The following is a 24,814-nucleotide window of genomic DNA, read 5'->3' as shown; positions in this document are numbered from 1 at the left end:
TTGTTTTTACTCAAATTTGTAGTGAAAACGTGTTCCAAAACACAATTTCCTCCGTCTAATAAAAAAGAAGCCGATATTTACTTTCGTAAATACCAGCTTCTTTTTTATTAGACTCGAAAACTGAACGTGTTTTTCCATACTCTGATTTGTTTACTCATCGTCATCGTCATCAATCGGTTGGTCAATAGGGATATCTTGTAATGCTGAACGATCCTTACGTACTAGGCGAAGTCTATTCATTGAGATCTTTCCTAGAACAAGAGGAACACGTTCTTCAATAACATCACTATATGATAATCCAAACCAGCTAGCAGGTGAGATGAATTTTTGAAGTGCTAAACGTGCGCGGATAATGGCCTTTTTAAGTCCACTGATTTTAGTGTCAGGAGATAGTGCTTCTTTAATAAGAACAAATGAAAAGTCACCAACTTGACGATCAGGAATCGTTGTATATTTCTGTGGCTGTGGTTTGATCTCACCGTTTGCCATCATGTCATTAACAACTTGTCTTAAGTAGACATTAACCTTTTGATCAACACGGAAACCAAGATACAATTGAACACTGACCATATAATCAGTATCAAAAGTCTCAACACTGTAAGCTGCAGTATAAGGTTCATCGGTAACATTTACAGTTACAAACCAATACACTTCAGCGCGTTTTGGCCTTTTATCTAAGATTGAATAAAGAATATTCTTTTTGATCCTATAGCCATCATGAACCTTTGTTAAATAAACTAAATTTGTTGTATAAAGTGGATAACTAGGGTCTTTTCTAAGGTCGTTTAATTGATGCTTAAAAGCCAATAGTGAGGCAAAATGACTTCTGAATGTATTGTCATCCATCAACCTATCGCCGTATCTCCAAATGAACATAACACTTATCAAAATAGCAGCAATACCCATTGTGATATAAGCACCATGAATGAACTTACTACTATTTGTGATGAAGAATATTATTTCAATAATGAAGAAGAAACTAATGACTATCGTTGAGAAGAAGCGATTGGCTCGTTTCATTAACAACCATTGGTGCAAGAGAATTGTCGTCATTAACATTGTAATAGTTATTTCTAGACCGTACGCGTTTGACATATTCTCAGATGTTTTGAAGAACATAACTATGAACAGACAAACTACCCAGATTATTGAATTGACAGTTGGAATATACAACTGTCCCTTAAAGTTAGTTGGGTAATAGGTCTTTAAACGAGGAAGAATTCTTAATTTTGTTGCTTCAGAAACTAAGGTATATGAACCAGAAATCAAAGCCTGTGAGGCAATAATTGCGGCCATTGCTGAAAGCAAAATACCGAATAATCGCAAATTGTCAGGCATTGATTGGTAGAAAGGATTCATTGTTGAGCCCATTGCCAATAGTTTTGGATCATCTTTTAAACGTAAAATCCAAACTGCTTGTCCTAAGTAACTAAGCAAGAGACATATTTTAACGAATGGCCAACTAGTATAGATGTTTGGACGTCCAACGTGTCCCATATCAGAATATAATGCCTCAGCACCAGTAGTTGCTAGGAAAATACTACCCAAAATAAAGATACCACGGATATTAACGGGGCTTTGCAGTAATGCAATAGCATAGTATGGATTCAAAGCTCTAATAATTGTCCAATCAAAGGTAATATTATAAATACCCATTAGGCCAAGGAATGAAAACCAAACTAGCATAATTGGTCCAAATGCACGACCAATTAATTGTGTCCCGAATCTTTGAATAAAGAATAAGGTAGAAAGAATCACCATCGTTATAATAATAACGTGTGTCTGGTTACTTATTAAAACATTGCCATTGAATTTAATACCTTTAAGTCCTTCAATAGCGGCAGTAACTGTAACAGCAGGCGTCATCATACCATCAGCTAAAAATGTTGCTCCACCAATCATGGCTGGAATAATTAGCCATTTGGCACGCTTTCTGACTAAAGTGTAAAGGGCAAAAATACCACCCTCACCACGGTTATCAGCTCGCAATGCGATTAACACGTATTTGACAGTCGTAACTATCGTAAGTGTCCAAAATATTAAAGATACACTACCCAAAATAAAGTTGGTGGACATTTTATCTAGACCACCATTCCCAACCATTAATGAATGCATAACGTAAAGAGGTGAAGTACCAATATCTCCGTAAACGATTCCTAAGGCAATTAAGAATCCTGCTACGCTCATTTTTGAGTGGGGGTTATTTTTTAGTGAATTCAATTGATTTTTTTCCATATAAATAATCTCCAAATTAAACAGTTCAAACGCGATTATAACATTAGAGATGACCGCATGGAACCCTTTAATTTTGGTCTAGTTAGAGAAGCTTATTCTAAGTGTTAAAATCGATTTTTGGTTTAAATTATTGTGTCCGAATGAATTGGAACAACAATATTTGATTCACCAGTTTGAATTGAGTATTTAATATCTTTATTGCCACGAACAGTCATTCCAAAATCAGTTGAGTAAATTATCAATCCTAATTTGTGATCCTTTGGAACACGATAAAAGGTTGGTTGAAGTTCAACAGATAGTGGATAGAACGTATTTGGCTCAAGGTCGTTTACTCTATACGCATTATCACGATTTTGCAAGTTTACATGACCTTTGGTTATCATTTTATAATCTGTTGGTTCACCAAGTTCAAATTCACGAAGATCATCTTCACGCCAATCAAAGGTTCCAGCTAGACCATTCTTTGATAATAGCGTTGGTGAAACTTTAAGTCGCTTGCTTAATCCATAGTCAATGAGTTGGAAACTTAACATACCTAGATCTTCACTTGAAGCAACATTTAAGTTGATCTTAACGATTCCATCAATAACAGTTTCTTCTATATTGTTAGTAGTGAATAGTAGTCGATTATGTGTCATGTTGTTATTAGAAATGTCGACTAAGTCATGTTGCCAGGTATCGTTATGATTCTTATAACGGTCAAATAAGTCTGAATTCAACTGGTCACTAAAGGTCAATGTTTCATTGGTAGGTGCGGAAATTGATAGCTTATCATCCGATAAATTGTATTTAATCTTTTGATTGTCTTTATTACTCCAGTCAGAATACTTGTTCCAAGTCTCGGGCTGTACATTGTCTTGAATAATAACATCAGGAATTATTTTTTCAGCTTGATTATCAATATCTAATAATTCATGAGTTAACCACAAATTGATAATATCCGTATAATCGATTGAACGAAACGCGTTTATATAGATGTGTTGTCCTTGATGCAATATTATCTTTTGTATAACGCCGTTATTACGTATACCATTCCATAATCTCTCGACATTTCTAGGCTTAACGTTCCAATCATTCAAACCGTGAACCATTAGTACATCAGCTTTTATATTCTTGAAATTCTTATGATAGTTACGAGCATCCCAGAATGTATTATAGTTACCACTGGCTCTGTCTTGTTTATCAGTTATTTCCTGAAGCTTTTTGTCCCAGAATGGTTGGATTTTATAAAAATCACCAGGTTGCAGACGTCGACTAAGTGTTTCCTCGGCTAGAACATCTGCATCTTCACCAGGAAACCCACCAGGAGCAATAACTAAACCACCATCACGGTAATAGTCGTACCAACTGGAAATAGCCGCTTCACTAATAACAGTTTTTAAACCCTTGACACCGGATGTAGCAGCAGCAGTTGCAAGTGTTCCTAGATATGATCTACCGGTCATGGCGATATGTTTGTTAGACCACCAAGCTTTTATTTCTATGTTGTCTGACTTATTAGTAAATGCACGACGATTTCCGGCCAGCCATTCAATGATGGAAACTGTAGAAGTTGTTTCTTGAGGATCTCCAGTAGTTCTTATTCCGTCAGAATCCTTAGTTCCAATACCGGCCGCATAAACTATTGCAAAGCCTCTCGCTAAGAAGTAATCGTTCAATGTATACGATTGTTCTCTAGAAAAGGTCTCATCGGCGACTTCGGCGTGACTGTTAACAGTCCTTTTATTAGGAAGTTTCTTTTGTGGTGCCACATATTTAATATCATCATAACTGAGATTATTGGGTTCTTTTCGTTCAAGGGGAATATTTACATTGTGCATAACTTTTTCGCCGGTCTCATCATTTGTACCTTGGTTATAAGGACTAGCTGTGTATAAAGATGGGACTTTAAGCCCAGAATTTGATTCATATGGGCGGAGTATTTCAGCTTTTAATAAATCTAGTTTTCCATCGTTATCAGTATCTTGAGGTGACTCAACATAGACCACTTCACGAATTGTCTTATGTGGATCAAATACTGGCATAGTTTTACCATTAAATAATAATGGTTCACCAACATCCCCGTAAAAAGGAGTGAAGTATCCTCTGGCGGCAAGTGAATCGATAAAAGTCTGGCCATTCTTATTATGTGTAGCAAGTAAATAATACCAAGCGGATTTTAGTTCGTTTAGTGTGAATACAACACCTTCATGATCAGAAATATTTAATTGTATTTTTTTCATTGCTCCAAGTGGATCCTCAAAAGAGAAATCTACATCTGGATTGAACTTTAATAACTGTAAAGCAATATTATAGAAAGATTCTACTGATAATTCATTATTAGAGTTCAAATATTCTAGTGCATTTTGAGTTGGAGTCGCCATGTATGACGATAATTTTTGTTCAAAAACAGCTTTTGAATTTGCTTCCAGAAAGCTTATTCGTAGAAAATCTTTAAATAAGTCGATTGGGTCAGTTATCATCTCGTTATTTGATGTTAAAAAATGAATGTCTTGTAGCTCTTTAATCTGTGTGTCAAAGTTAGTTGGACGGATGGCAAATTGATTATTTTTCATATGAACAACTCCTTCGTATTATATGTCTCATTATAGGGTATTCAAGGTATTAAAAAAAGAGAGTGCGACAGAACACGCTCAGTTTTCACGTATAATCCCCCCAAAAATGGTATTTACGTAAGTAAATATCGTTTTTGGGGGGATTATACGAGGAAAATTGTGTTCTGTCGCACGTTTTCGCTATAAAAATATATTTTTTCCATCTAGTACAAAAAAGTCCAGCATTTACTTACGTAAATACCAGACTTCTCTGTACTACAACTCAGTTATACTCTAAGCTAAAGCACCCATTGGATCCCATGGTGCTAGAACTTTAGGATCTTTTGATTCTGTTTCAAAGGTTTTCTTTAAATCGTCGTTTAGATATTTCTTATTAATAACTAGTTGATATACGAATTCATCAAACCAAGAGTCACTCATTACGAAATATCCCTTTGTTCCAACCTTTTCACCCCATGAATTTTCAACTTTCCACTTTGTGGGTTGACCATTGTCGTCCAAGTCTACACCAGTAAGTACCATGGCGTGAGTCATCATACTTTGGATATAGTCGAGTCTTTGGGCCTTAGTCATTGAAAGGTCAGTGTTGAATAGATCTTCAATATTATATACATCTGTATCCATAATACCGATTTTACGATCGGAACTTTGACCAACATCACTACCAAACCAAACAGCTTCTCCGTCTTGAAGTTGTTTAACAGCAAGACTCTTGAAGTCATTTATTTCAAGATTTAAATGACGTACTTGACGTCCACCAAGAACATTTCCAAGCATTTCAACTGTGTAGACATGGTTGTATGGCTTGTCTTCTGTTGGAGCATTGATTGTTGAAATATAGTCGTCTAGATTCCAACCAACATACTTTTTGAAGAATTCTTGAGGTGTGATGTTACTTTCCTTGTGATAATTTTTATCATCATCACGATATGCCCAATCGAATTTAGTTGGTGGTTCACCAACTGTGTATACCAAGATCTTATAGATCTCACTGAGCATTTCATCCTTTATACGTTCAATATCTTCAGTAGATTTGTTTTCATTTACTAAGGCACGCAATGTGATAGCGTTCTTGCGTAATTTGGTATTAAGAACGGTATTAAGTTCTGAAGATTTTGTTCTACTGTAAGTATCAGGCATAACGCTCTTTGGTACTACACCGTACTTTTGAACAAGTGCCATAATCATATCCCATTGACCACCATCTTGTTGAGGTGTTGTCATTAGGAAGTCGACTTTTCTATCACCAACTGGAAGAGCAGCAGTGTTAATAACATTTTCATAGAAGAAGTTTGACTTTTCAAGTTTATCCCAAAATAGCATATATCCTTCTGAAAGTTCGAATCCTTTAATTTTGAAGTTGCTTTGAATAGGATGTCTCATAGTATTTAATGCAGCAAATACCCAACATAGACCTGATTGTTTTTGATCAGAAACAGATCCAGTGTCTAATTCTACTGAAAAAGTAGGATCCATGGCTATTTTAGAAGCCATAGTTTCACTTGATGCAAAGATACCATTATTGGCAACAGCATTTTTTATTGCGGATGAACCTGGTGTTTGTTCAAAGGCAGTTTGAAATTTTTCTAGTTCTTTTGAAGTAATCTCTTTTGACATAAAATCTCTCCCTTATCGATAATTAACGTACATCTTTGATAACTTTTGGACCATCATCATATCCAACGATAACAGTGTTGACTAGATCAAGAAATAGTCCATGTGCAACGATCCCTACTTGATGATCTAACCAATCGGCTAATAAGTGTGGGTGATTGATGGTTCCAATGCTCAAATCAATAACGTAGTTTTTGTTATGAGTCAAAACTCTACTACCATTGTCGTCCAAACGAAACTTAGGATGCAACTCTTCTGCTTTTAGATCTTCAAATGTTTTTTCACAACCGAAAGGAATCACTTCCAAAGGTAGTGGGAAACTGCCAAGTTTATCGGCCATTTTTGATTGATCAACAATCCAAATGTTCTTGTGAGAATTTGTAGCAACCATCTTTTCAAGCAGGTGAGCAGCACCACCACCCTTGATTCCTTGGAAGTTTTTGTCTATTTGATCGGCACCATCAATTGTCAGATCAATGTGATCAACATCATTAAGGTCCTTCATAGGGATTCCGAGTTCTTCAGCTTGTTTTCTTGAACGTGAGGAAGTCGCAACACCAACGATATTTTTGATTTTGCCTTCTTGGTATCTTTTACCAAGTTCTTCTATCATATAGTAAACGGTAGATCCAGTACCCAAACCTACGACTGTATTACTCTCAATAAAGTCGACGGATTTAACACCGACTGCCTTTTTTAATTCGTTTTGATTCAACTAGTTATCCTCCTGCAAAAGTTTGCGGTAATTTTCAGTTAATAAATAGCGTATTGAAGGTTTGTTTTTAAATACTAGTTTTGCGTAAGAACAGACAGGAACAATTTTTAAGTTTTCCCTATCTGCATAAGTTAAAACCTCATCCAAAAGTCTACCGGCAATACCTTGTCCACGATATTTCTCATTGACGAAAGTGTGATCAATTGAAATAATTCCTTCTTTAACTGGAGAATAAGTTATTTCACCAATCAATTCACTATCTTCAATGTAGAAACGACCGTCTACGTGTTTTATTTCCATAAACTACCTCCCTTAAACGAGCTACAGGAAACCAAATTATTTCCACTCACTCTTTGATTACTTTAATATTACCTTATTAATGGAAGAAAGTCAGTCGAATCAATAGTTTTATAAGGCTATAAATGCTATTATTTTAAGTATCTAATACTATGGGAGAGTACTAATTTGACTAAAAAACGTGGCTTTGAAATTGTATCAAAATATAAAGATGCAGATGTTAATTTACCAGTCCGTCAAACTACAAATGCCGCTGGGTATGATATTGAAAGTTCAGAAGATTTTATAGTTCCTTCAATTTGGAAGTTTGGAGTATTGAATGTTATTAAGTTTATTTTTGGTAAAGGTAAAATTGACGAAAACAAAACTGAAGAAATAAAGAAGAGCATAAAGCCGGTTTTAGTACCAACTGGTATCAAGGCTTATATGCAAGATGATGAAGTATTAATTATTGCCAGTCGTTCAAGCAACCCATTGAAACGTGGATTATCTATTCCAAATGGTATTGGGGTAGTTGATGCCGACTACTATAATAACGATGGAAATGAAGGAGAATTATTTGTTCAACTGATCAATTTCTTCCCATTAGATTATAAAATCAAAAAGGGTGAACGTCTTGCTCAAGGTATCTTTATGAAGTATTTAACTACCGACGCAGATGAAGGTGGTTTGAAAGAACGTCAAGGTGGATTCGGTTCATCTGGACTATAATGTAACTGAAGAAAGGAAATATTTTATTGGCTAAATCAAAATCAAAATTCGTTTGTCAAAACTGTGGCTACGTTTCACCAAAATACTTGGGACGTTGTCCTAATTGTGGTTCATGGAACCAAATGGTGGAAGAAGTAGAGCACGTTGAAACAGCTCAAGCTACACCAAGCCGTAGAACAAGCGATGTTACATCTAGACCTATCAAAATCAATGATGTTTCATTCGAAAAAGAAGCTCGTGTTAAAACTGATATGTCTGAATTGAATCGAGTACTCGGTGGAGGAATCGTTCCTGGATCACTTATACTTATAGGTGGTGATCCTGGTATTGGTAAGTCAACTTTATTGATGCAAGTTTCGGGACAACTCCAAAAAACTGGAGGAAAGGTATTATACGTTTCTGGTGAAGAGAGTGCATCTCAGATAAAGATGCGTGCTGATAGATTGGGCGTTAGTGGGGATGAATTGTATGTGTATCCTCAAACAGATATGAGTTATATTCGTGATCAGATCAATAATATGGACCCTGATTATTTAGTGATAGATTCTATTCAAACTATGGATGAACCAGAAATATCCTCCGCAGTTGGTAGTATCTCTCAAGTTAGAGAAGTTACTGCAGAATTGATGAATATTGCTAAACAACAAAATATTACAGTATTTGTTGTTGGACATGTTACAAAGGGCGGTGCCATCGCTGGTCCTAAAATACTGGAACATATGGTTGATACTGTTCTATACTTTGAAGGTGACACACATCATAGTTACCGCATATTGCGTTCAGTTAAGAACCGTTTTGGTTCAACAAATGAGATTGGTATTTTTGAAATGCAGACTAAAGGACTTGTTGAAGTGGCTAATCCATCTGAAATATTCCTTGAGGAACGTTTGAAAGATGCTAATGGTTCTGCCGTTGTTGTTTCAATGGAAGGAACACGTCCTATTTTGGTTGAAATTCAATCGTTGATTACTCCAACTATTTTTGGAAATGCCAAAAGAACCGCTACTGGATTGGACCACAATCGAGTATCTGTTATAATGGCTGTCTTAGAAAAACGTGGGAATTTAATGCTTCAAAACCAAGATGCTTATTTGAAATCAACTGGTGGTGTAAAATTAGATGAACCAGCAATTGATCTAGCACTAGTAATGTCTATTGCGTCGAGTTATAAAAATATTGGGATTCCTGCTACTGACTGTTTTGTCGGCGAGGTAGGATTAACTGGTGAAGTTCGTCGTGTGAATAGAATTGATCAACGTGTGAATGAAGCTGAAAAATTAGGATTCAAGCGTATTTTTGTTCCTAAGAATAACTTAGGCGACTGGACAAAGAATAATAAAATTGAAATTATTGGTGTTAATACAGTTGTGGAAGCTATGAATAAGATATTTAATTAAATTGAGGAGGTATATATTTATATATGCGAAAATATATTATTAATGCAGTCTTCGCGTTATTTGGCTTAGCGGTTGGTATAACCATTTTGCCAGCGCTGTGGATTGCTTCAGGATTAGATAATGTGCGTTTATTGAATAACGGCTATATTGATGGACTTATTGGATTAATTATATTTTACCTATTGTCGTTTTTATTTATTAAACCTATTACAGATGCAAACACTAGGATAGAGAAGTATTTGAATTCCCGATCACCGGGATGGATCATATTTGGTTCACTATTCCTAATAGGAGGATTGATTTTAGCAAATATTATTTCCATTCCTTTTTATATGATGCACAATATGTTTGCTAATATTATTCCACCGATTCTAATGATAATCTTTGGATTCATTGGATTTCGTATGGGTACTAGTAGAAGAAATGACTGGAAGAGTTTTTCTATCACTAAAAGAAAGACTACAGAGACAAATTCAGAACCAGATAAAAAAGATATGGATTATGACGGTGAAGTTTTACGTCGTTCAGTAAAAAAGGAATTCTATCCATATAAGATCGTCGATACATCAGTTGTTATTGATGGTCGAATTCATCAATTGGCTCAAACTGGATTCCTCGAAGGTAAAATCATGGTTCCAGATTTTGTTGTCCATGAATTACAATTGATATCTGATTCAAGTGATAATCAAAAACGTGAACGTGGTAGACGTGGATTAGATATTTTGAACGAAATGAAGATGGATCAAACCATTAATATTGAAACAACCACTCGTGATTATGATAATATTCCCGAAGTTGATATGAAATTATTGAAATTGGCTAAAGAAATAGGTGGTGCAGTCCTCACAAATGACTATAATTTAAGTAAGGTCAGTGAGTTCCAAAATGTTAAAGTACTTAATATTAATGAGTTAGCCAAAGTTTTGAAACCCATGGTTTTGCCAGGCGAAACAATGACTGTTAAAGTAATTAAAGCGGGTACTGAACGTGAACAAGGTGTTGCTTATCTAGAGGATGGTACGATGGTAGTCGTTGAAGATGGTAAGTACTTCATAGATAAGCAAGTGGATGTCGTTGTAACTAGTGCATTACAAACTGATGCTGGTAAAATGATATTTGCTAAGCCTAAACATTCAATGAATGGTATCCAAAGCAATACAAGTAACAATGGCAATAAAAAGAGTAGTTCAACACAGAGTACTAATAATGCCAATAAGAACTCTAAGAACAACTCTAGAAATAAAAGGGGAGAACATAGAAATGGCAAAAAAGTCAGATAATAAAATTCGAGTAAGATATGCACCAAGTCCAACAGGTCATTTACACATTGGTAATGCAAGAACAGCTATTTTTAATTACCTATTTGCAAGAAGCCACAAGGGAACTTTTGTAATCCGTATTGAAGATACTGATACAAAAAGAAACGTTAAAGGTGGAGAAGAAAGTCAACTAGAAAACCTCAAATGGCTAGGTGTTGACTGGGATGAAGGCCCTGATATAGGCGGTGATTATGGTCCATATCGTCAATCAGAAAGAAAAGATATCTATCAAAAATACATTCAAGAGCTTCTCGATAAGGGATTGGCTTATGAATCATATCTGACTGAAGAACAACTTACAAAGATGCGTGAGAAACAAGAAGCCAATGGTGAAATGCCTCATTATGAATATGAGTTTGCCGGAATGTCTGAAGAAGAAAAAGCTGCTAAGATACAAGATGCAAAAGACGCTGGATTAACTCCAGTAATTAGAATCCATGTACCAAAGGGCAAAACTTATGAATGGGACGATATCGTTAAAGGTAAAGTCTCAATTGATTCAGATACAATTGGTGGAGATTGGGTTATCCAAAAACGTGATGGTATGCCAACATACAATTTTGCTGTTGTTGTTGATGATCACTTAATGGAAATTAGTCATGTTCTTCGTGGGGATGACCATGTTGCTAATACTCCAAAACAATTAATGATTTATGAAGATCTAGGTTGGGATGCACCAAGATTTGGCCACATGACACTTATCATAAATACTGAAACAGGTAAGAAACTAAGCAAACGTGACGAATCCATCCTACAATTTATCGAACAATATCGTGCTTTAGGATATTTGCCAGAAGCTATGTTCAACTTTATTACCTTACTTGGCTGGTCCCCAGTTGGAGAAGATGAATTATTTAATCGTAAACAATTCATTAAGATCTTTGATGAGAATCGTTTGAGTAAGTCACCCGCTAAGTTTGATCAAAAGAAACTTGAATGGGTTAATAACCAATATGTTAAAACTGCTGATGCCAGCGAAATCACTGACTTAGTACTAGAAAACTTAATTGAAGCAAAACGTATTGCAGATGATCCGGATACAAATACGATTCAATGGGTAAGACATTTGACAGAACTTTACATGCCACAAATGTCTTATACACAACAAATTGTTGAATTATCAGATATTTTCTTCAACCAACCTGATGTATTAACAGATGACGAACAAGCTGAATTGGTTGATGATGATTCAAGAAAGGCCATTGAAGATCTACGTGGCAAGTTGGAAAAACTTAATCGTTTTACAGCTACTCAAATCATGGCCGCTATTCAAGGGGTTCGTGCTGATACAGGTGTTAAAGGTAGAAAACTTTATATGCCAGCTAGAATTGCCGCTACACGAACAATGCATGGTCCAGCAATTGCTGAAGCTATCGAATTGATCGGTAAAGAAAAGTCATTGTCAAATATTGATAAGACTTTGGATCAAATGAAATAAAAATACATATTTTAAAAGAGAGGTTGAAGCAAAACAAAGGTTTGCCTCAATCTCTCTTTTGCTGTAGAAAGGATAATATATGCTAAAAATATTCAACACACTGACTCGTGAAAAAGAAGAATTCAAGTCAATAACCCCAAATGAGGTTCGTATGTATGTCTGTGGACCAACAGTGTATAACTATATTCATATTGGAAATGCTAGATCTATTGTGGCTTTTGATACGGTTCGTAGATATCTAGAATATTTAGGATATAAGGTCAAGTTTGTTTCCAATTTTACCGATGTTGACGATAAGATGATTAAAGAAGCTAATCGTGAGAATATTACCGTTCCAGAAGTTGCTGATAGGTTTATAAAGGCATTCTTTGAAGATATTGATAAATTAAACGTTGAACGTGCAACAGTCAATCCTAGGGCTACTGATAATATTAAAGAAATCATTGATTTTATTTCTGATTTGGTTGCTAAAGACTATGCATATGAATCAGACGGTGATGTACTTTACCGTGCAAGAAAATTCAAACATTATGGTGAGTTGTCTGATCAAGATATCGATCAATTAGTTCAAGGTGCCAGTAAGCACATTGGTGAGGCTGAATTTGATAAGAAACAAGATCCCATTGATTTTGTTCTGTGGAAAAAAGCTAAACCTGGTGAAATAAACTGGGATTCACCTTGGGGAAAAGGACGCCCGGGATGGCATATTGAATGTTCAGTTATGTCCACTAAATATCTTGGTGATACTTTTGATATTCACGGTGGCGGACAAGACCTAGAGTTCCCACATCATGAGAATGAAATAGCCCAAAGTGAAGCTAAAACTGGTAAGAAATTTGTTAATTATTGGATGCATAATGGTTTTGTAACCGTTGAAAATAATGAAAAAATGAGTAAATCATTGGGAAACTTCGTTACTGTTCATGATATGGTTAAGAATATCGATCCCCAAGTATTGAGATTCTTTTTGTCATCAACACATTATCGTAGACCCTTAGAGTATTCAGAGTCTAATTTACAAAAGGCTACTGATAATTATGAGAAGATCAAAACAGCATACAATAATTTGAACTTCCGAATTAAAGACGCTACGGCAATTGAGGATGACACTAAGAAACAGGTCGATAAGATTGTAGACAAGTTCAAAGTAGCCATGGATGATGACTTCAATGTGCAAAATGGTATTACTGAGATATTTGGTTTGGTAACTTTGGCAAACAATTATAGTTCACAAGATAATATCGATGCTGATAATGCCCAATATATCTTGGATACTTTGGCCAATTTGTCAGGAATTCTTGGGATTGAATTTAAAGAAAAGAATGACTTATCAGATGAGATTCAAGCAATGGTTGAAAAACGTGATCAAGCACGTTTAGATAAAGACTTTGCAACTAGTGATGATCTTCGTGATAAGCTAAAAGAAATGGGAGTAATTTTAGAAGATACTCCACAAGGAACACGGTGGCATATAGATGGTTAAGATTGATCAGTTAAATGGAGTAACTTTGGCATATTTAGGTGATGCAGTTTATGAAGTGTTCATTCGTGAACATTTGTTAGATCTCGATATTACTAAAGTTAATCAATTACAAAAAAAAGCGACACATTATGTTTCAGCTAAAGCTCAAGCAGCGTTAATTACTTTGATGATTGATGAAAATATGCTGTCTGAAAAGGAACTTAGAGTTTATAAAAATGGACGCAATGCTAAGAAATATACTAAGGCTAAGAATACTAGTGTTATAACGTATCATATGTCTACAGGATTTGAGGCATTATTTGGGTATTTGGATGTAAGCAATCAAAAAGATCGTGTTAAAGAACTTGCACAATGGTGCATTGGAAAAGTAGAAGCGGGGGAAACAGATGCAGAAGAATTTAAGTGAAAACAGTGAAGAAAGTGAACTAGTTTTCGGTCATCACACAGTTGTTGAATTATTAAAATCACCAACTGCTGGTCAACGAGTTAATAAAGTCCTTGTACAAAAGGGATTGAAGAGTTCACACATTGGTGAAGTTATTGAGTTGGCCAAACGTAGTAAACTGATCGTTCAAGAAGTTCCTAAGAACAAACTGGATGATATTAGTAACGGTGGTAATCATCAAGGGATGGCAGCCTATATTTCCCCTTATCAATATGCAGAATTAGATGATATTTTTAAGGCCGCAAAGGCAAAGAATGAAGATCCATTCATTTTGATATTAGATAAAATTGAAGATCCACATAACTTAGGATCGATATTAAGAACAGCAGATGCAGTTGGCGTGCACGGAATTATTGTGCCAAAGCACAGATCGACCGGATTGACATCTGTTGTTGCTAAGACATCTACAGGTGCAGTTGAGCACGTCCCAGTTGTTCGTGTTACTAATTTAGTTAATACAATTAATGATTTGAAAAAACAAAACATCTGGATATTTGGTACAGCCATGGAAGGTAATAACTATCGTACATGGAACGCTAAAGGTGCTGTGGCATTAGTTATAGGTAATGAAGGTAAAGGAGTGTCTCCTTTAGTTCAAAAGCAAGTAGACCAAACTTTAAGCATACCAATGGTTGGACATGTTCAAAGTTTAAATGCTAGTGTTGCAACAGGTGTATTGTTGTATCAAGCATTTGCTTCAAGACATTCATAATAATAAAAAAAGATTTCACTAATATAGTGGAATCTTTTTTTGTAATATGGTTTTCATTCCCCAACGGATTAAAGTTTTAACGAACTTTTTGTAAACAAATGTTCTCTTAAAAAGGCATAAAATCCGTGTTAATTTTAAATATGTAATACAGTTACAAAATAATTTAGGGGATAATTTATGAACACTTTTGAAGTAGAACTAATTGAGTTAGTAAAGGAGAAAAACAATGAAGCATTAGAATCACTAGTTCAACGTTATAAACCGATGATTGACAATATGTATTTTCAATATAAAATTGGCCTTTATGATCGAAATGATTGGTATCAAGAAGCACTTTTAGTATGTTACTCAACCTGTCAAATTTTTGATGGTGCGAGTGGTTCGAAGTTTGGAAGCTTTTTTAAATTAAAATTTAAAAATCATATTATTGATATTGTCAGAAGAGAGAACACATTTAAACGACAAGCTAACCAATTTGCGTGTTCATATGAATTGTTAATTGAGAGCAATGATCCAGCAGAATTTATTCAAAATTATGTTCATTTGCTAAATACTTCTAGCTATCTTGAGGAAGCTATTTCTGAACTAAGTGCACTGGAGCTTGTGGCCTTGCAATTTTTACTTGGGGAAGTAAAATTGCAAATTGCATGTGAAATTGGAAGCTGTAATTCAAACCAGTTAAATCGTGCAGCAAGTCGTTGTAGGATGAAAATGATGCAATATTTATAATTTGTCATGTGTTTGTCATGGACATTTATGTATTAAAAATCTATACTAGTAAAGATATAAACTGCATAGAATGTGGAGAGAATCATGGGATTAAGAAAAGTAGCATTAGCTTGTAGCGTTTGTGGATCAAGAAATTACACGATTTCTGAGAATCCTAATAGAACCGAACGTCTAGAAGTTAAGAAATTTTGTAAACATTGTGGTAAACATACCTTACATAAAGAAACACGTTAATTTGGAGGACTAAATGAAATTATTTAAATTTTTCGGTAGCGTTAAAAAAGAAATGAAAGTAGTTGTTTGGCCTACTGCTAAGGAAAACAGACGTGATACATGGACTGTTGTAGCAACATCATTGATGTACGCTATCTTCTTTGCAGCTGTTGACTGGGCATTGGTTGCCTTATTGCAACAATTCATTATGGGAAGCAAATAACATTGTAACTAATTCAATAATTTGATATGATTGAATTAATGAGAGAAAACTTCGGCTTTGTTCGAAGTTTTTTTATTTTGATTTTTTTGGAGGAAATTATGGCTGAAGCTGGCGATAAACAATGGTATGTTCTACATACTTATTCAGGATACGAAAACAAGGTTAAAGAGAACTTAGAATCACGTGCCCAATCAATGGGTATGGAAGATTATATTTTCCGTGCAGTTGTTCCTGAAGAAGAAGAGACAGAAACAAAAAATGGTAAACAAAAGACAGAAATGAAGAAAACATTCCCAGGATATGTTTTGGTTGAGATGGTTATGAGCGATGAATCTTGGTTCGTTGTGCGTAATACACCTGGTGTTACTGGATTTGTTGGAAGCCACGGTTCAGGTAGTAAGCCAGCACCACTATTACCAGAAGAAATCGATCATATTCTAGATGATCTTGGAATCAGTGTTGAAGCCGGAAACGACTTTGAAGTTGGTGAAAGTGTAACTATCATTGAAGGTGCATTCTCAAAAATGACTGGTAAAGTTACAGAGATTGATGCAGATCACGATAAACTTAAGGTCGATGTCGATATGTTTGGTCGTATGACTAGTACAGAAGTTGACTTTAGTGACGTACAAAAATAATAAATAATATTGATAATGGATATAATCCGTGCTACTATTACATGGTATGTTTTTTAAACATGCATGTGGGAGAGAAAATTTAGATTCTCAATATTACCACATCACGGACTAAGGAGGTATGCACCGTGGCTAAAAAAGTTGCTAACGTAGTAAAATTACAAATTCCTGCTGGTCAGGCTACTCCAGCTCCACCAGTTGGTCCTGCTTTAGGACAAGCTGGTATTAACATCGTTGCATTTACAAAGGACTTTAATGCACGTACACAAGACCAACAAGGAATGATTATTCCTGTTGTTATTTCAGTATATGAAGACCGTTCATTCGACTTCGTTACTAAGACACCACCTGCAGCAGTTCTATTGAAGAAGGCTGCTGGTGTTGAAAAGGGCTCTGGCGAACCTAACAAAAATAAAGTTGCCAAAGTCACAAACGACCAAGTTCGCGAAATTGCTGAAACCAAGATGAAAGACCTAAACGCTGCAAGTGTTGAATCTGCAATGCGTATGGTCGCTGGTACTGCAAGAAGTATGGGCTTTACAGTAGAAGACTAGACAAGCAGTTTATAAGGATACGAAAGTATTCCTAACAAGTGGGAGGGGAAAATCCCCAATATGACCACAAAGCAAGGAGGAACTTAGCATGGCTAAGCATGGAAAAAATTATATAGAAGCTATGAAGCAAGTTGATAAGAACAAATCTTACACTGCTTCAGAAGCTGCTGACTTACTTAAGAAAGTAAATTACGCAAAATTTGACGCAACTGTTGAAGTTGCTATTAACTTGGATGTAGATCCAAAACAAGCTGATCAACAAATTCGTGGTGCACTTGTTCTACCTAACGGAACAGGTAAATCACAAAAGGTTATCGTTTTCGCTGAAGGTGAACAAGCAAAGGCTGCTGAAGCTGCCGGTGCTGACATCGTTGGTTCTGATGATCTTGTTGAAAAGATCCAAGATGGCTGGTTGGACTTTGATGTTGCTGTTGCAACACCACCAATGATGGCTAAAGTTGGACGTTTAGGTCGTGTACTTGGACCTAAAGGCTTGATGCCTAACCCTAAGACAGGTACTGTAACAATGGATGTTACAAAGGCTGTTAACGATGTTAAGGCTGGACAAGTTACTTACCGTGTAGATCCTAATGGATTGATTCACGCACCTATTGGTAAATTGTCATTTGATACAGAGAAGATTGCTGCTAACTTTGACGCATTCTACGAAACTATCGCAAAGGCACGTCCAGCATCATTGAAGGGTAACTATATTGTTAGTGTTAATATGACATCAACATTTGGCCCTGGTCTAAAGATCAACGCTTAGTGTTGACTAATAACCAAAATAATGATAACGTACAATAGTTGATTTCTACCGAAGACTCAGGTGATGTGAATCTTAATATCCTGCCGAGGCCAGAAGATTGTTAATTAATCTCTGTGTCTTTCGGGCGCAGAGATTTTATTTTAGCCGAAATTTGTAGAGTTAACTAAATAAATTGTGGAGGTGAAACATAAAAATGAAGCAAGAAAAATTATCACAAAAAGAAGCACTAGTTACAGGAGTTGCTGCTAGTTTAAAGGATGCTAAGTCAGTTATTGTTGTTGACTACTTAGGTCTTACAGTTGAACAAGCTACTTCTATGCGTGCCGAATTACGTGAGCAAGGTGCTACTATGAAGGTTATTAAGAACACTGTCTTAAGACGTGCTGCTGAAGAAGCTGGATTAGATGGTCTTGAAGAATTCTTCGTTGGCCCAACAGCCATCGCTTATTCTAATGAAGATCCAGTTGCACCTGCTAAGGTTGCTGCTAAATATGCCAAAGATGTTGAATCCGTTGAAATCAAGGGTGGAATCATCGAAGGCAAGGCTGCTACACTTGAAGAAATTCAAGCACTTGCAACACTACCAAACAGAGATGGCTTGCTATCTATGTTGGTATCTGTATTACAAGCTCCAGTTCGCGACTTCGCATTGGCTGTTAAAGCTGTTGCTGAAAAGAAAGACGACGAACCAGCTGCTTAATTAAAAAACAAACATAATTTGGAGGACATTAAAATGGCTTTAGATACACAAAAGATTATCGATGATTTAAAAGATGCTTCAATTCTAGAACTTAACGACCTTGTTAAGGCTATCGAAGAAGAATTTGACGTTACAGCTGCTGCACCAGTTGCTGCAGGTGCTGCTGCAGGTGGCGAAGCTGCTGCTGAAAAGGATTCATTTGATGTTGAACTTACAGAAGCAGGTCAAGAAAAGGTTAAGGTTATCAAGGAAGTTCGTGGTATCACTGGACTTGGCTTGAAGGACTCAAAGGACCTTGTTGATGGTGCTCCTAAGGTTATCAAGGAAGGCGTTGCTAAGGCTGACGCTGATGACATGAAGTCAAAACTTGAAGCTGTTGGCGCAACAGTTACATTGAAATAATAACTTTTAATAAGTTTATTATGATAAAATTAATCCTCGTAAGAGGATTATTTTTTTGTTCTCATTTTCGTTTAGGAAGGAAACCAATATGGCTAATCAATATTTTGAGAATTCAGCTGATCTAGAACATGAACTAAAAGATTTCAATTTTACTTTAAGAAATAATAATTTTACCTTTACTTCAGATAGTGGGGTATTCTCACGACAAACAGTGGATTTTGGATCACGAGTTTTGATTGAGGCAATTGATTTTGAAAACATTCCTGCGGGTAATATCTTAGATGTAGGTTGTGGTTATGGACCAATCGGGTTGTCTCTAGCAAAAGAACAAGACCAGCGTAATGTAGACATGACGGATGTTAATTTACGTGCTATAGATCTTGCTAAAAAGAATGCTAAATCCAATAAAGTGAATAATATTAATATTTTTGAATCCAATATGTATGAAAAAGTTACTGAAAATTATTCATTGATAGTTTCTAATCCACCAATCCGTGCTGGTAAAAATGTTGTTTCTGGAATAATTAGTGGTGCTGCAAGTCACTTAGTGGCAAACGGCGAGCTATGGATAGTTATTCAAAAGAAACAAGGTGCTCCATCAGCTAAAAAATTAATGGAAGCTACTTATGGTAATGTTGATGTCGTTACTAAATCTAAGGGATATTATATCTTGAGAAGCAAGTTGGCATAATAATATGATTTTTTCGGAAGAACAAATTAATAATTATATGGACGAAGCTATTGGTGAAGCTTTGAAAGCCAAGAGTAGATCAGAGGTTCCAATCGGTTGTATTATTGTTAATAATACAACTGGTGAAGTAATTGGTCGTGGATCTAACGAAAGAGAAGAGACTCAGGATGCTATTAAGCATGCTGAAATAATTGCAATAGAAGAAGCTTGTAGAACTATTGGCAGTTGGAGATTAGAGAACACAAGTCTTTTTGTGACGCTTGAGCCATGTCCAATGTGTGCTGGTGCTATTATTAATAGTCGTATTGAAGAAGTCATTTTTGGTGCTAATGATCCTAAAGCAGGATCGGTAGGATCCATCAATAACTTATTGACTGAGACACGCTATAATCATCAGCCAACTGTATTGGCAAATGTTAAGGAAAAAGAAACTGGGGATCTTTTAAGAAACTTCTTTAGAGAAATCCGTCTGAATAGTGGTAAAAAGAATTAATTTATAGTATGATAGTTATTGCCGAAAGGCCTTAGGGCAATGGTGCTCTTGTGAATCGTGTCAGATTCGGAAGAAAGCAGCACTAAGTGAGTTGCATCATGTGCCTTTTGTTATGTAAATTAGCCTCCTAATCTAAAAGATTAGGAGTTTTTTATTTCACTTTTTTAAGAAAATATTCTGAATATTAAATCTATAAGTTAAAGTAGTTATTTGTGGTAAAATTTAAGTACTGTAGTTATGTAAGGAGGAAGTATGGCATATCAAGCACTATATCGAGTTTGGCGTCCCCAAACTTTTTCAGATGTAATTGGTCAAGGCGTTATTACACAGACTTTGCGTAATGCGGTCGCTAGTAAAATGACCAGTCATGCTTATCTATTCAGCGGTCCTCGTGGTACTGGTAAAACGTCTTGTGCTAAGATTTTGGCTAAGGCTGTTAACTGCTTGAATCCTCATGATGGTGAACCATGCAATGAATGTGAGATTTGTCTTGCAGCTAATGAGAATCGACTGAATGATGTTATCGAGATAGATGCCGCCTCTAATAACGGTGTTGAAGAAATTCGTGATATTCGTGATAAGGTCAAATATGCACCAACCGAAGCTAAGTTCAAAGTTTATATTATCGATGAAGTACATATGCTTTCACAAGGTGCCTTCAACGCATTGTTAAAGACACTTGAGGAACCACCTGCCAATGTAATGTTTATCTTAGCAACGACTGAACCACAAAAAATTCCGGCAACAATTATATCTAGAACCCAAAGCTTCACATTTAGAAGAATTTCACGTCAAGATATATTAGAACGTATGGTTTATATTTTGAATGATAAGAATATTAAGTATGATGAAGAAGCTTTGAACATTATTGCGGCCTCAGCTGAAGGTGGTATGCGTGATGCACTAAGCATTTTGGATCAGGCATTGTCGTATGGCGATGATGAGTTGACCTTAAAAAATGCTCAAGAAGTTACCGGTGCCCTTAGTAATGAACAAATAGTCGCCTATATGACTGCTATTGCTGATAATAAGCCAGCAGATGCCTTAAATAGTCTTTATCAGATACTTGCTAGTGGACGTTCAGCAACACGATTTACTGAGATGATAATTCGAGTTTGCCGTAATTTGATTTTGTATAATTCTAATTCAGATCTATCTGATCAAATGGACAAATCTGTTATGACAGATGAATTGTTAACTATTGCTACGAAGTTTGATAATGCCAGGTTGTTTTATATAGTTGATCAAGTCAGTGCGACCCAAAAAAACCTGAAGAATTCTAATCAAACTGACGTTTATATGGAAATTTTAACGGTAAAAATAAGTGAACTTAAAATTCAACAACCTCAAATCACTGCTCCAAAGCAAAATTCACAGACTCCTATCGTTGATAATAGTGAAATTGATAAATTAAGTGATGAAATTGTTAGTCTTAAACAAGAAGTTAAACAGTTATCTGATAATTCTAATCACAGAACTGAACAAAAAACTGCAAGTACAAAACCCACTAAACGTGCTGGCGGAGTTCGTATCAATAAAACAGCAATTTATCAAGTATTGGAAAAGGCCACAAAAAAAGATTTAATTACTGTGAAGGATATTTGGCCTGATTTGATGAGTATGCTTTCAGTTACACAACGTTCGATAATGAGTGTTTCAGATCCAGTTGCTGCTTGTGACAGCGGTATTGTCGTGGCGTTTGATTATGAAATGTGGTTTGAAAAAGCACAAGAAGATCATGAATTCATTGACGAGTTAACTAATAATGTAAGTAAACTGTTAAAAAAAGATTATCAAATCGTCTTAGTTCCGAAAGCACAATGGCCAGTAGTACGTAAAGAATACATTGATAATAATATTGATTTATCTAAGAGTGAAAATGTAGAATCTAAACAAGAACAAAAACAGACTGATCCAACTGTCGATGAGGCTTTAAAGTTATTTGGTAATGATGGAGCAGTTGAAATTAAAGATGACTAATAAGAATTAAGGAGGAATTATTATGAGTAAAGGAATGCCAAATATGGGTGGAATGGGTGGAAACATGGGTAACATCATGCGCCAAGCTCAAAAAATGCAAAAAGAAGTAGCAGCAGCACAAGAGTTATTAAGTAAAACAGAATATGTTGGTAACTCAGTTGACGACTTTGCAGTTGTTAAAATGAATGGTGATAAAAAGATTATAGATATAAAAATCGATGAAAAGATTATTGATCCAGATGATCCAGATACATTGCAGGATATGTTGATTGATGCATTGAATGATGGATTTTCAAAGGTCGACAAAGATAAAGATGCTAAGTTAGGCAAATACACAAACGGGTTGATGTAATCAATGAGATATCCAGAGCCAATTTCAAAATTAATTGATAGTTATATGACATTACCAGGAATAGGTCGTAAAACGGCCACTAGAATGGCGTTCTTTACATTAGGAATGGACAAAAGTCAGGTACAAGAATTTGCTGATAACTTAATGTCTGCTAAGACAGACCTTAAGTCATGCAAGATCTGTGGCAATATTACAACAGATGATATTTGTTCCATTTGTAGTGATAAGGATCGTGACCAATCAACAATCTTGGTAGTTGAACAGCCAAAAGATATAATGTCACTAGATGACATGAATAGTTATAACGGATTGTATCATGTTCTTGGAGGGGTGTTATCTCCAGTTGATGGCGTAGGTCCAGAGGATTTGAACATAAAAATGCTATTGAATCGTTTACGTGAAAATAGCAAAGTTCAGGAATTAATTATTGCAACTAACGCAACTCCAGAAGGAGAAGCAACAGCGCAATATTTAGCCAAACTGGTAAAACCGGCAGGTATCAAAGTAACTAGACTCGCACATGGATTGGCCGTAGGATCTGATATTGAATATGCAGATGAAATGACTTTGAAGAGTGCTGTTCTAGGACGCAGGGAGATTTAACATGTTTGGTAAGAAAAAGAAGAGCGTTGAAAAAATCGAAAATGATCGTCTAATGGATAGTATTCATGATATTCAACGTCGTATTAGTAATGTTCAAAGATTGATGAATAACTCACTAGAAGTTACAGATGCAACTCAGTTACAGTTGAGGGCAGATCGTGCCAAATATCAATTTTTATATTTAGAGGCCAGACGAAGAAAAGCCCAAGCCAAACAGACTACAGATATTATTTTTGGTGATGAGGATACTTTCTTGAAGCAACCTAGCCGAGCTGAGAAACATTGGTAGAGTGCGACTGAACACGTTCAGTTTTCGTTTATAAATTCAAAAATCCGGTATTTACGCAAGTAAATATCGGATTTTTGAACTTATAAGGAGAAAATTGTGTTCAGTCGCAAATCTCTACTACAAATTAGATAGAAAACTATATATGCCACAATTTTTCTTGTCCCATAATTATAAAATTAACAGTATATTATTACATACACTTTTTAGGAAAGTTAGTAGTTCGCTTTACCGAAATACTAATATCAAGTAAAATAGAAACAACGTATTAAAAGGGAGAGTACTAAATGTCAGGATTATTTATATCTTTTGAGGGACCAGATGGAGCAGGTAAGACTACTGCTTTAAATGCATTAGTACCATTGTTGAAACAACGTGCTAACCAAGATATCGTGTTGTCTAGAGAGCCTGGTGGTAGTGAAATTGCTGAACAGATCAGGAAGATAATTTTGGCAATTCACGATGAAAAAATGGACGATAGAACTGAGGCACTTTTGTATGCAGCAGCACGTCGTCAACATGTTGTCGATGTAATAAGACCTTCATTGGCTGATAACAAAATATTATTAAGTGACAGATTTGTGGACAGTTCAATTGCCTATCAAGGTGGTGGACGTGAAATAGGTACTAAAGAAGTTGCTGAAATAAATGATTTTGCAATTAACGGTACTTTACCAGACTTAACTATCTATTTTGATATCTCACCAGAAGTAGGATTATCTAGAATACGCAAAGATCATGAAGGCGAAATGGATCGTTTGGAAAAGGAAGCATTGAGCTTTCATAAACGAGTTCACAGCGCATATCTTGACTTAGTAGACGCTAATCCTGATAGAATAAAGAGTATTAATGCGAATCAGGCTCCTGAAAAAGTAGTTGATGATGCATTAAATGTAATTATTAATAGATTTCCGAATGTGTTCAACAAAGGAGAATAATATGAAAGTAATTTTAGCCATTGTGCAAGATAAAGATAGTCAACAATTACAAACACACCTTATAAAAGGTGACTTTAGAGCAACTAGACTTCCTTCGACCGGTGGATTCTTAAAAGCCGGAAATTCAACTTTCATTATCGGAGTTGAAGATGACAAAGTTGATGATGCACTTGAAGTTATTAAAAAGACCTGTCACACAAGAACACAATATGTAACCTCAACATTTGCATTGCCAGAAGCAGCTGGTATTAATGATCCAGTTGAGGTTGAAGTTGGAGGAGCTACTTGCTTTATCCTACCTGTGGATAAATTCGTAAGATTTTAA

28 protein-coding genes, 1 other RNA gene and 1 other annotated feature are annotated in these 24,814 nt (G+C 35.7%); of the genes, 24 read left to right on the top strand and 5 right to left on the bottom strand.

Annotation, left to right across the window (positions count from 1 at the left end):
• Nucleotides 1-150 precede the first annotated feature (150 nt).
• The 5 genes from BTM29_RS00455 to BTM29_RS00435 all read right to left on the bottom strand — a co-directional run bounded on the left by BTM29_RS00455 (nucleotide 151) and on the right by BTM29_RS00435 (nucleotide 7,419).
• Entirely contained in the window at nucleotides 151-2,235 is a 2,085-nt protein-coding gene (locus BTM29_RS00455; RefSeq protein ID WP_076613596.1) for a KUP/HAK/KT family potassium transporter, read from the bottom strand.
• Nucleotides 2,236-2,357: 122 nt separating this feature from the next.
• Nucleotides 2,358-4,790: a Xaa-Pro dipeptidyl-peptidase gene (locus BTM29_RS00450; protein WP_076613594.1), complete on the bottom strand. Its 2,433-nt coding sequence runs from the start codon at nucleotides 4,788-4,790 to the stop codon at nucleotides 2,358-2,360.
• Between the two features lie 273 nt (nucleotides 4,791-5,063).
• Nucleotides 5,064-6,407, bottom strand: coding sequence for a C1 family peptidase (locus BTM29_RS00445; protein ID WP_076613592.1), 1,344 nt, complete (start codon nucleotides 6,405-6,407; stop codon nucleotides 5,064-5,066).
• A gap of 22 nt (nucleotides 6,408-6,429) precedes the next feature.
• The gene (gene rpiA, locus BTM29_RS00440; protein ID WP_076613590.1) at nucleotides 6,430-7,119 is read right to left on the bottom strand and encodes a ribose-5-phosphate isomerase RpiA; all 690 of its coding nucleotides are present in this window, start codon (nucleotides 7,117-7,119) and stop codon (nucleotides 6,430-6,432) included.
• Nucleotides 7,120-7,419, bottom strand: a complete 300-nt coding sequence (locus tag BTM29_RS00435) for a GNAT family N-acetyltransferase (protein ID WP_076613588.1) — start codon at nucleotides 7,417-7,419, stop codon at nucleotides 7,120-7,122. It lies immediately after the preceding gene.
• 165 nt (nucleotides 7,420-7,584) lie between these two features.
• On the opposite strand from BTM29_RS00435, the gene BTM29_RS00430 reads away from it, so the two are divergent.
• The 24 genes from BTM29_RS00430 to BTM29_RS00315 all read left to right on the top strand — a co-directional run bounded on the left by BTM29_RS00430 (nucleotide 7,585) and on the right by BTM29_RS00315 (nucleotide 24,814).
• Entirely contained in the window at nucleotides 7,585-8,127 is a 543-nt protein-coding gene (locus BTM29_RS00430; protein ID WP_076613586.1) for a dCTP deaminase/dUTPase family protein, read from the top strand.
• A 26-nt stretch (nucleotides 8,128-8,153) separates the two neighbouring features.
• The gene (radA, locus tag BTM29_RS00425; RefSeq protein ID WP_076613583.1) at nucleotides 8,154-9,524 is read left to right on the top strand and encodes a DNA repair protein RadA; all 1,371 of its coding nucleotides are present in this window, start codon (nucleotides 8,154-8,156) and stop codon (nucleotides 9,522-9,524) included.
• Nucleotides 9,525-9,547: 23 nt separating this feature from the next.
• Nucleotides 9,548-10,804, top strand: coding sequence for a PIN/TRAM domain-containing protein (locus tag BTM29_RS00420; protein ID WP_076613580.1), 1,257 nt, complete (start codon nucleotides 9,548-9,550; stop codon nucleotides 10,802-10,804).
• Complete coding sequence (gltX, locus tag BTM29_RS00415; RefSeq protein WP_076613577.1) at nucleotides 10,785-12,281, top strand: glutamate--tRNA ligase; 1,497 nt, start codon at nucleotides 10,785-10,787, stop codon at nucleotides 12,279-12,281. The genes BTM29_RS00420 and gltX overlap by 20 nt, the downstream gene beginning before the upstream one ends.
• Before the next feature lie 79 nt (nucleotides 12,282-12,360).
• Entirely contained in the window at nucleotides 12,361-13,764 is a 1,404-nt protein-coding gene (gene cysS, locus BTM29_RS00410) for a cysteine--tRNA ligase (RefSeq protein ID WP_076613575.1), read from the top strand.
• The gene (locus BTM29_RS00405) at nucleotides 13,757-14,170 is read left to right on the top strand and encodes a Mini-ribonuclease 3 (protein WP_076613573.1); all 414 of its coding nucleotides are present in this window, start codon (nucleotides 13,757-13,759) and stop codon (nucleotides 14,168-14,170) included. The genes cysS and BTM29_RS00405 overlap by 8 nt, the downstream gene beginning before the upstream one ends.
• Nucleotides 14,151-14,921, top strand: coding sequence for a 23S rRNA (guanosine(2251)-2'-O)-methyltransferase RlmB (rlmB, locus tag BTM29_RS00400; protein WP_076613571.1), 771 nt, complete (start codon nucleotides 14,151-14,153; stop codon nucleotides 14,919-14,921). The genes BTM29_RS00405 and rlmB overlap by 20 nt, the downstream gene beginning before the upstream one ends.
• Before the next feature lie 177 nt (nucleotides 14,922-15,098).
• Nucleotides 15,099-15,650 (top strand): sigma-70 family RNA polymerase sigma factor, encoded by a 552-nt coding sequence (locus tag BTM29_RS00395; protein ID WP_076613569.1) that lies wholly within the window; start codon nucleotides 15,099-15,101, stop codon nucleotides 15,648-15,650.
• Between the two features lie 84 nt (nucleotides 15,651-15,734).
• Entirely contained in the window at nucleotides 15,735-15,884 is a 150-nt protein-coding gene (gene rpmG / locus BTM29_RS00390) for a 50S ribosomal protein L33 (protein WP_076613567.1), read from the top strand.
• A gap of 13 nt (nucleotides 15,885-15,897) precedes the next feature.
• The gene (gene secE, locus BTM29_RS00385; RefSeq protein ID WP_076613565.1) at nucleotides 15,898-16,086 is read left to right on the top strand and encodes a preprotein translocase subunit SecE; all 189 of its coding nucleotides are present in this window, start codon (nucleotides 15,898-15,900) and stop codon (nucleotides 16,084-16,086) included.
• A 98-nt stretch (nucleotides 16,087-16,184) separates the two neighbouring features.
• The gene (gene nusG, locus BTM29_RS00380; RefSeq protein ID WP_076613563.1) at nucleotides 16,185-16,724 is read left to right on the top strand and encodes a transcription termination/antitermination protein NusG; all 540 of its coding nucleotides are present in this window, start codon (nucleotides 16,185-16,187) and stop codon (nucleotides 16,722-16,724) included.
• A gap of 125 nt (nucleotides 16,725-16,849) precedes the next feature.
• A complete protein-coding gene (gene rplK, locus BTM29_RS00375; protein ID WP_076613562.1) occupies nucleotides 16,850-17,275 on the top strand; it encodes a 50S ribosomal protein L11 in 426 nt (141 codons plus the stop codon).
• An 88-nt stretch (nucleotides 17,276-17,363) separates the two neighbouring features.
• Entirely contained in the window at nucleotides 17,364-18,044 is a 681-nt protein-coding gene (gene rplA, locus BTM29_RS00370) for a 50S ribosomal protein L1 (RefSeq protein WP_076613561.1), read from the top strand.
• Between the two features lie 30 nt (nucleotides 18,045-18,074).
• Nucleotides 18,075-18,192 (top strand) — a sequence feature (ribosomal protein L10 leader region).
• A gap of 45 nt (nucleotides 18,193-18,237) precedes the next feature.
• Nucleotides 18,238-18,744, top strand: a complete 507-nt coding sequence (gene rplJ / locus BTM29_RS00365; RefSeq protein WP_076613558.1) for a 50S ribosomal protein L10 — start codon at nucleotides 18,238-18,240, stop codon at nucleotides 18,742-18,744.
• A 33-nt stretch (nucleotides 18,745-18,777) separates the two neighbouring features.
• Complete coding sequence (rplL, locus tag BTM29_RS00360) at nucleotides 18,778-19,146, top strand: 50S ribosomal protein L7/L12 (protein ID WP_076613557.1); 369 nt, start codon at nucleotides 18,778-18,780, stop codon at nucleotides 19,144-19,146.
• A gap of 88 nt (nucleotides 19,147-19,234) precedes the next feature.
• A complete protein-coding gene (locus BTM29_RS00355; protein WP_076613556.1) occupies nucleotides 19,235-19,837 on the top strand; it encodes a class I SAM-dependent methyltransferase in 603 nt (200 codons plus the stop codon).
• Nucleotides 19,838-19,841: 4 nt separating this feature from the next.
• Nucleotides 19,842-20,330 (top strand): nucleoside deaminase, encoded by a 489-nt coding sequence (locus tag BTM29_RS00350; RefSeq protein WP_076613555.1) that lies wholly within the window; start codon nucleotides 19,842-19,844, stop codon nucleotides 20,328-20,330.
• A gap of 30 nt (nucleotides 20,331-20,360) precedes the next feature.
• Nucleotides 20,361-20,443: signal recognition particle sRNA small type (gene ffs / locus BTM29_RS00345), an RNA gene on the top strand.
• A gap of 139 nt (nucleotides 20,444-20,582) precedes the next feature.
• Complete coding sequence (dnaX, locus tag BTM29_RS00340) at nucleotides 20,583-22,310, top strand: DNA polymerase III subunit gamma/tau (RefSeq protein ID WP_076613554.1); 1,728 nt, start codon at nucleotides 20,583-20,585, stop codon at nucleotides 22,308-22,310.
• 22 nt (nucleotides 22,311-22,332) lie between these two features.
• Nucleotides 22,333-22,662: a YbaB/EbfC family nucleoid-associated protein gene (locus BTM29_RS00335; RefSeq protein WP_076613553.1), complete on the top strand. Its 330-nt coding sequence runs from the start codon at nucleotides 22,333-22,335 to the stop codon at nucleotides 22,660-22,662.
• 3 nt (nucleotides 22,663-22,665) lie between these two features.
• Entirely contained in the window at nucleotides 22,666-23,265 is a 600-nt protein-coding gene (gene recR / locus BTM29_RS00330; protein WP_076613552.1) for a recombination mediator RecR, read from the top strand.
• A 1-nt stretch (nucleotide 23,266) separates the two neighbouring features.
• Nucleotides 23,267-23,554 (top strand): YaaL family protein, encoded by a 288-nt coding sequence (locus BTM29_RS00325; RefSeq protein ID WP_076613551.1) that lies wholly within the window; start codon nucleotides 23,267-23,269, stop codon nucleotides 23,552-23,554.
• 284 nt (nucleotides 23,555-23,838) lie between these two features.
• Nucleotides 23,839-24,489: a dTMP kinase gene (gene tmk, locus BTM29_RS00320; protein WP_076613550.1), complete on the top strand. Its 651-nt coding sequence runs from the start codon at nucleotides 23,839-23,841 to the stop codon at nucleotides 24,487-24,489.
• A gap of 1 nt (nucleotide 24,490) precedes the next feature.
• Nucleotides 24,491-24,814: a cyclic-di-AMP receptor gene (locus BTM29_RS00315; protein ID WP_076613549.1), complete on the top strand. Its 324-nt coding sequence runs from the start codon at nucleotides 24,491-24,493 to the stop codon at nucleotides 24,812-24,814.

Origin of the sequence: Companilactobacillus allii, assembly GCF_001971585.1 — a bacterium.
GTDB classification, from domain to species: Bacteria; Bacillota; Bacilli; order Lactobacillales; family Lactobacillaceae; genus Companilactobacillus; species Companilactobacillus allii.
The sequence above is the reverse complement of the archived record's forward strand: the minus strand, read 5'-3'. Positions and strand labels throughout refer to the sequence as shown.

Bases quoted from the DNA above. Each gene is read 5' to 3' on its own strand.
- BTM29_RS00455 (WP_076613596.1), bottom strand. From the start codon at position 2,235: ATGGAAAAAAATCAATTGAATTCACTAAAAAATAACCCCCACTCAAAA.
- BTM29_RS00450 (WP_076613594.1), bottom strand. From the start codon at position 4,790: ATGAAAAATAATCAATTTGCCATCCGTCCAACTAACTTTGACACACAG.
- BTM29_RS00445 (WP_076613592.1), bottom strand. From the start codon at position 6,407: ATGTCAAAAGAGATTACTTCAAAAGAACTAGAAAAATTTCAAACTGCC.
- BTM29_RS00435 (WP_076613588.1), bottom strand. From the start codon at position 7,419: ATGGAAATAAAACACGTAGACGGTCGTTTCTACATTGAAGATAGTGAA.
- BTM29_RS00420 (WP_076613580.1), top strand. From the start codon at position 9,548: ATGCGAAAATATATTATTAATGCAGTCTTCGCGTTATTTGGCTTAGCG.
- gltX (WP_076613577.1), top strand. From the start codon at position 10,785: ATGGCAAAAAAGTCAGATAATAAAATTCGAGTAAGATATGCACCAAGT.
- cysS (WP_076613575.1), top strand. From the start codon at position 12,361: ATGCTAAAAATATTCAACACACTGACTCGTGAAAAAGAAGAATTCAAG.
- BTM29_RS00405 (WP_076613573.1), top strand. From the start codon at position 13,757: ATGGTTAAGATTGATCAGTTAAATGGAGTAACTTTGGCATATTTAGGT.
- rlmB (WP_076613571.1), top strand. From the start codon at position 14,151: ATGCAGAAGAATTTAAGTGAAAACAGTGAAGAAAGTGAACTAGTTTTC.
- BTM29_RS00395 (WP_076613569.1), top strand. From the start codon at position 15,099: ATGAACACTTTTGAAGTAGAACTAATTGAGTTAGTAAAGGAGAAAAAC.
- rpmG (WP_076613567.1), top strand. From the start codon at position 15,735: ATGGGATTAAGAAAAGTAGCATTAGCTTGTAGCGTTTGTGGATCAAGA.
- secE (WP_076613565.1), top strand. From the start codon at position 15,898: ATGAAATTATTTAAATTTTTCGGTAGCGTTAAAAAAGAAATGAAAGTA.
- nusG (WP_076613563.1), top strand. From the start codon at position 16,185: ATGGCTGAAGCTGGCGATAAACAATGGTATGTTCTACATACTTATTCA.
- rplA (WP_076613561.1), top strand. From the start codon at position 17,364: ATGGCTAAGCATGGAAAAAATTATATAGAAGCTATGAAGCAAGTTGAT.
- rplJ (WP_076613558.1), top strand. From the start codon at position 18,238: ATGAAGCAAGAAAAATTATCACAAAAAGAAGCACTAGTTACAGGAGTT.
- rplL (WP_076613557.1), top strand. From the start codon at position 18,778: ATGGCTTTAGATACACAAAAGATTATCGATGATTTAAAAGATGCTTCA.
- BTM29_RS00355 (WP_076613556.1), top strand. From the start codon at position 19,235: ATGGCTAATCAATATTTTGAGAATTCAGCTGATCTAGAACATGAACTA.
- BTM29_RS00350 (WP_076613555.1), top strand. From the start codon at position 19,842: ATGATTTTTTCGGAAGAACAAATTAATAATTATATGGACGAAGCTATT.
- dnaX (WP_076613554.1), top strand. From the start codon at position 20,583: ATGGCATATCAAGCACTATATCGAGTTTGGCGTCCCCAAACTTTTTCA.
- BTM29_RS00335 (WP_076613553.1), top strand. From the start codon at position 22,333: ATGAGTAAAGGAATGCCAAATATGGGTGGAATGGGTGGAAACATGGGT.
- recR (WP_076613552.1), top strand. From the start codon at position 22,666: ATGAGATATCCAGAGCCAATTTCAAAATTAATTGATAGTTATATGACA.
- BTM29_RS00325 (WP_076613551.1), top strand. From the start codon at position 23,267: ATGTTTGGTAAGAAAAAGAAGAGCGTTGAAAAAATCGAAAATGATCGT.
- tmk (WP_076613550.1), top strand. From the start codon at position 23,839: ATGTCAGGATTATTTATATCTTTTGAGGGACCAGATGGAGCAGGTAAG.
- BTM29_RS00315 (WP_076613549.1), top strand. From the start codon at position 24,491: ATGAAAGTAATTTTAGCCATTGTGCAAGATAAAGATAGTCAACAATTA.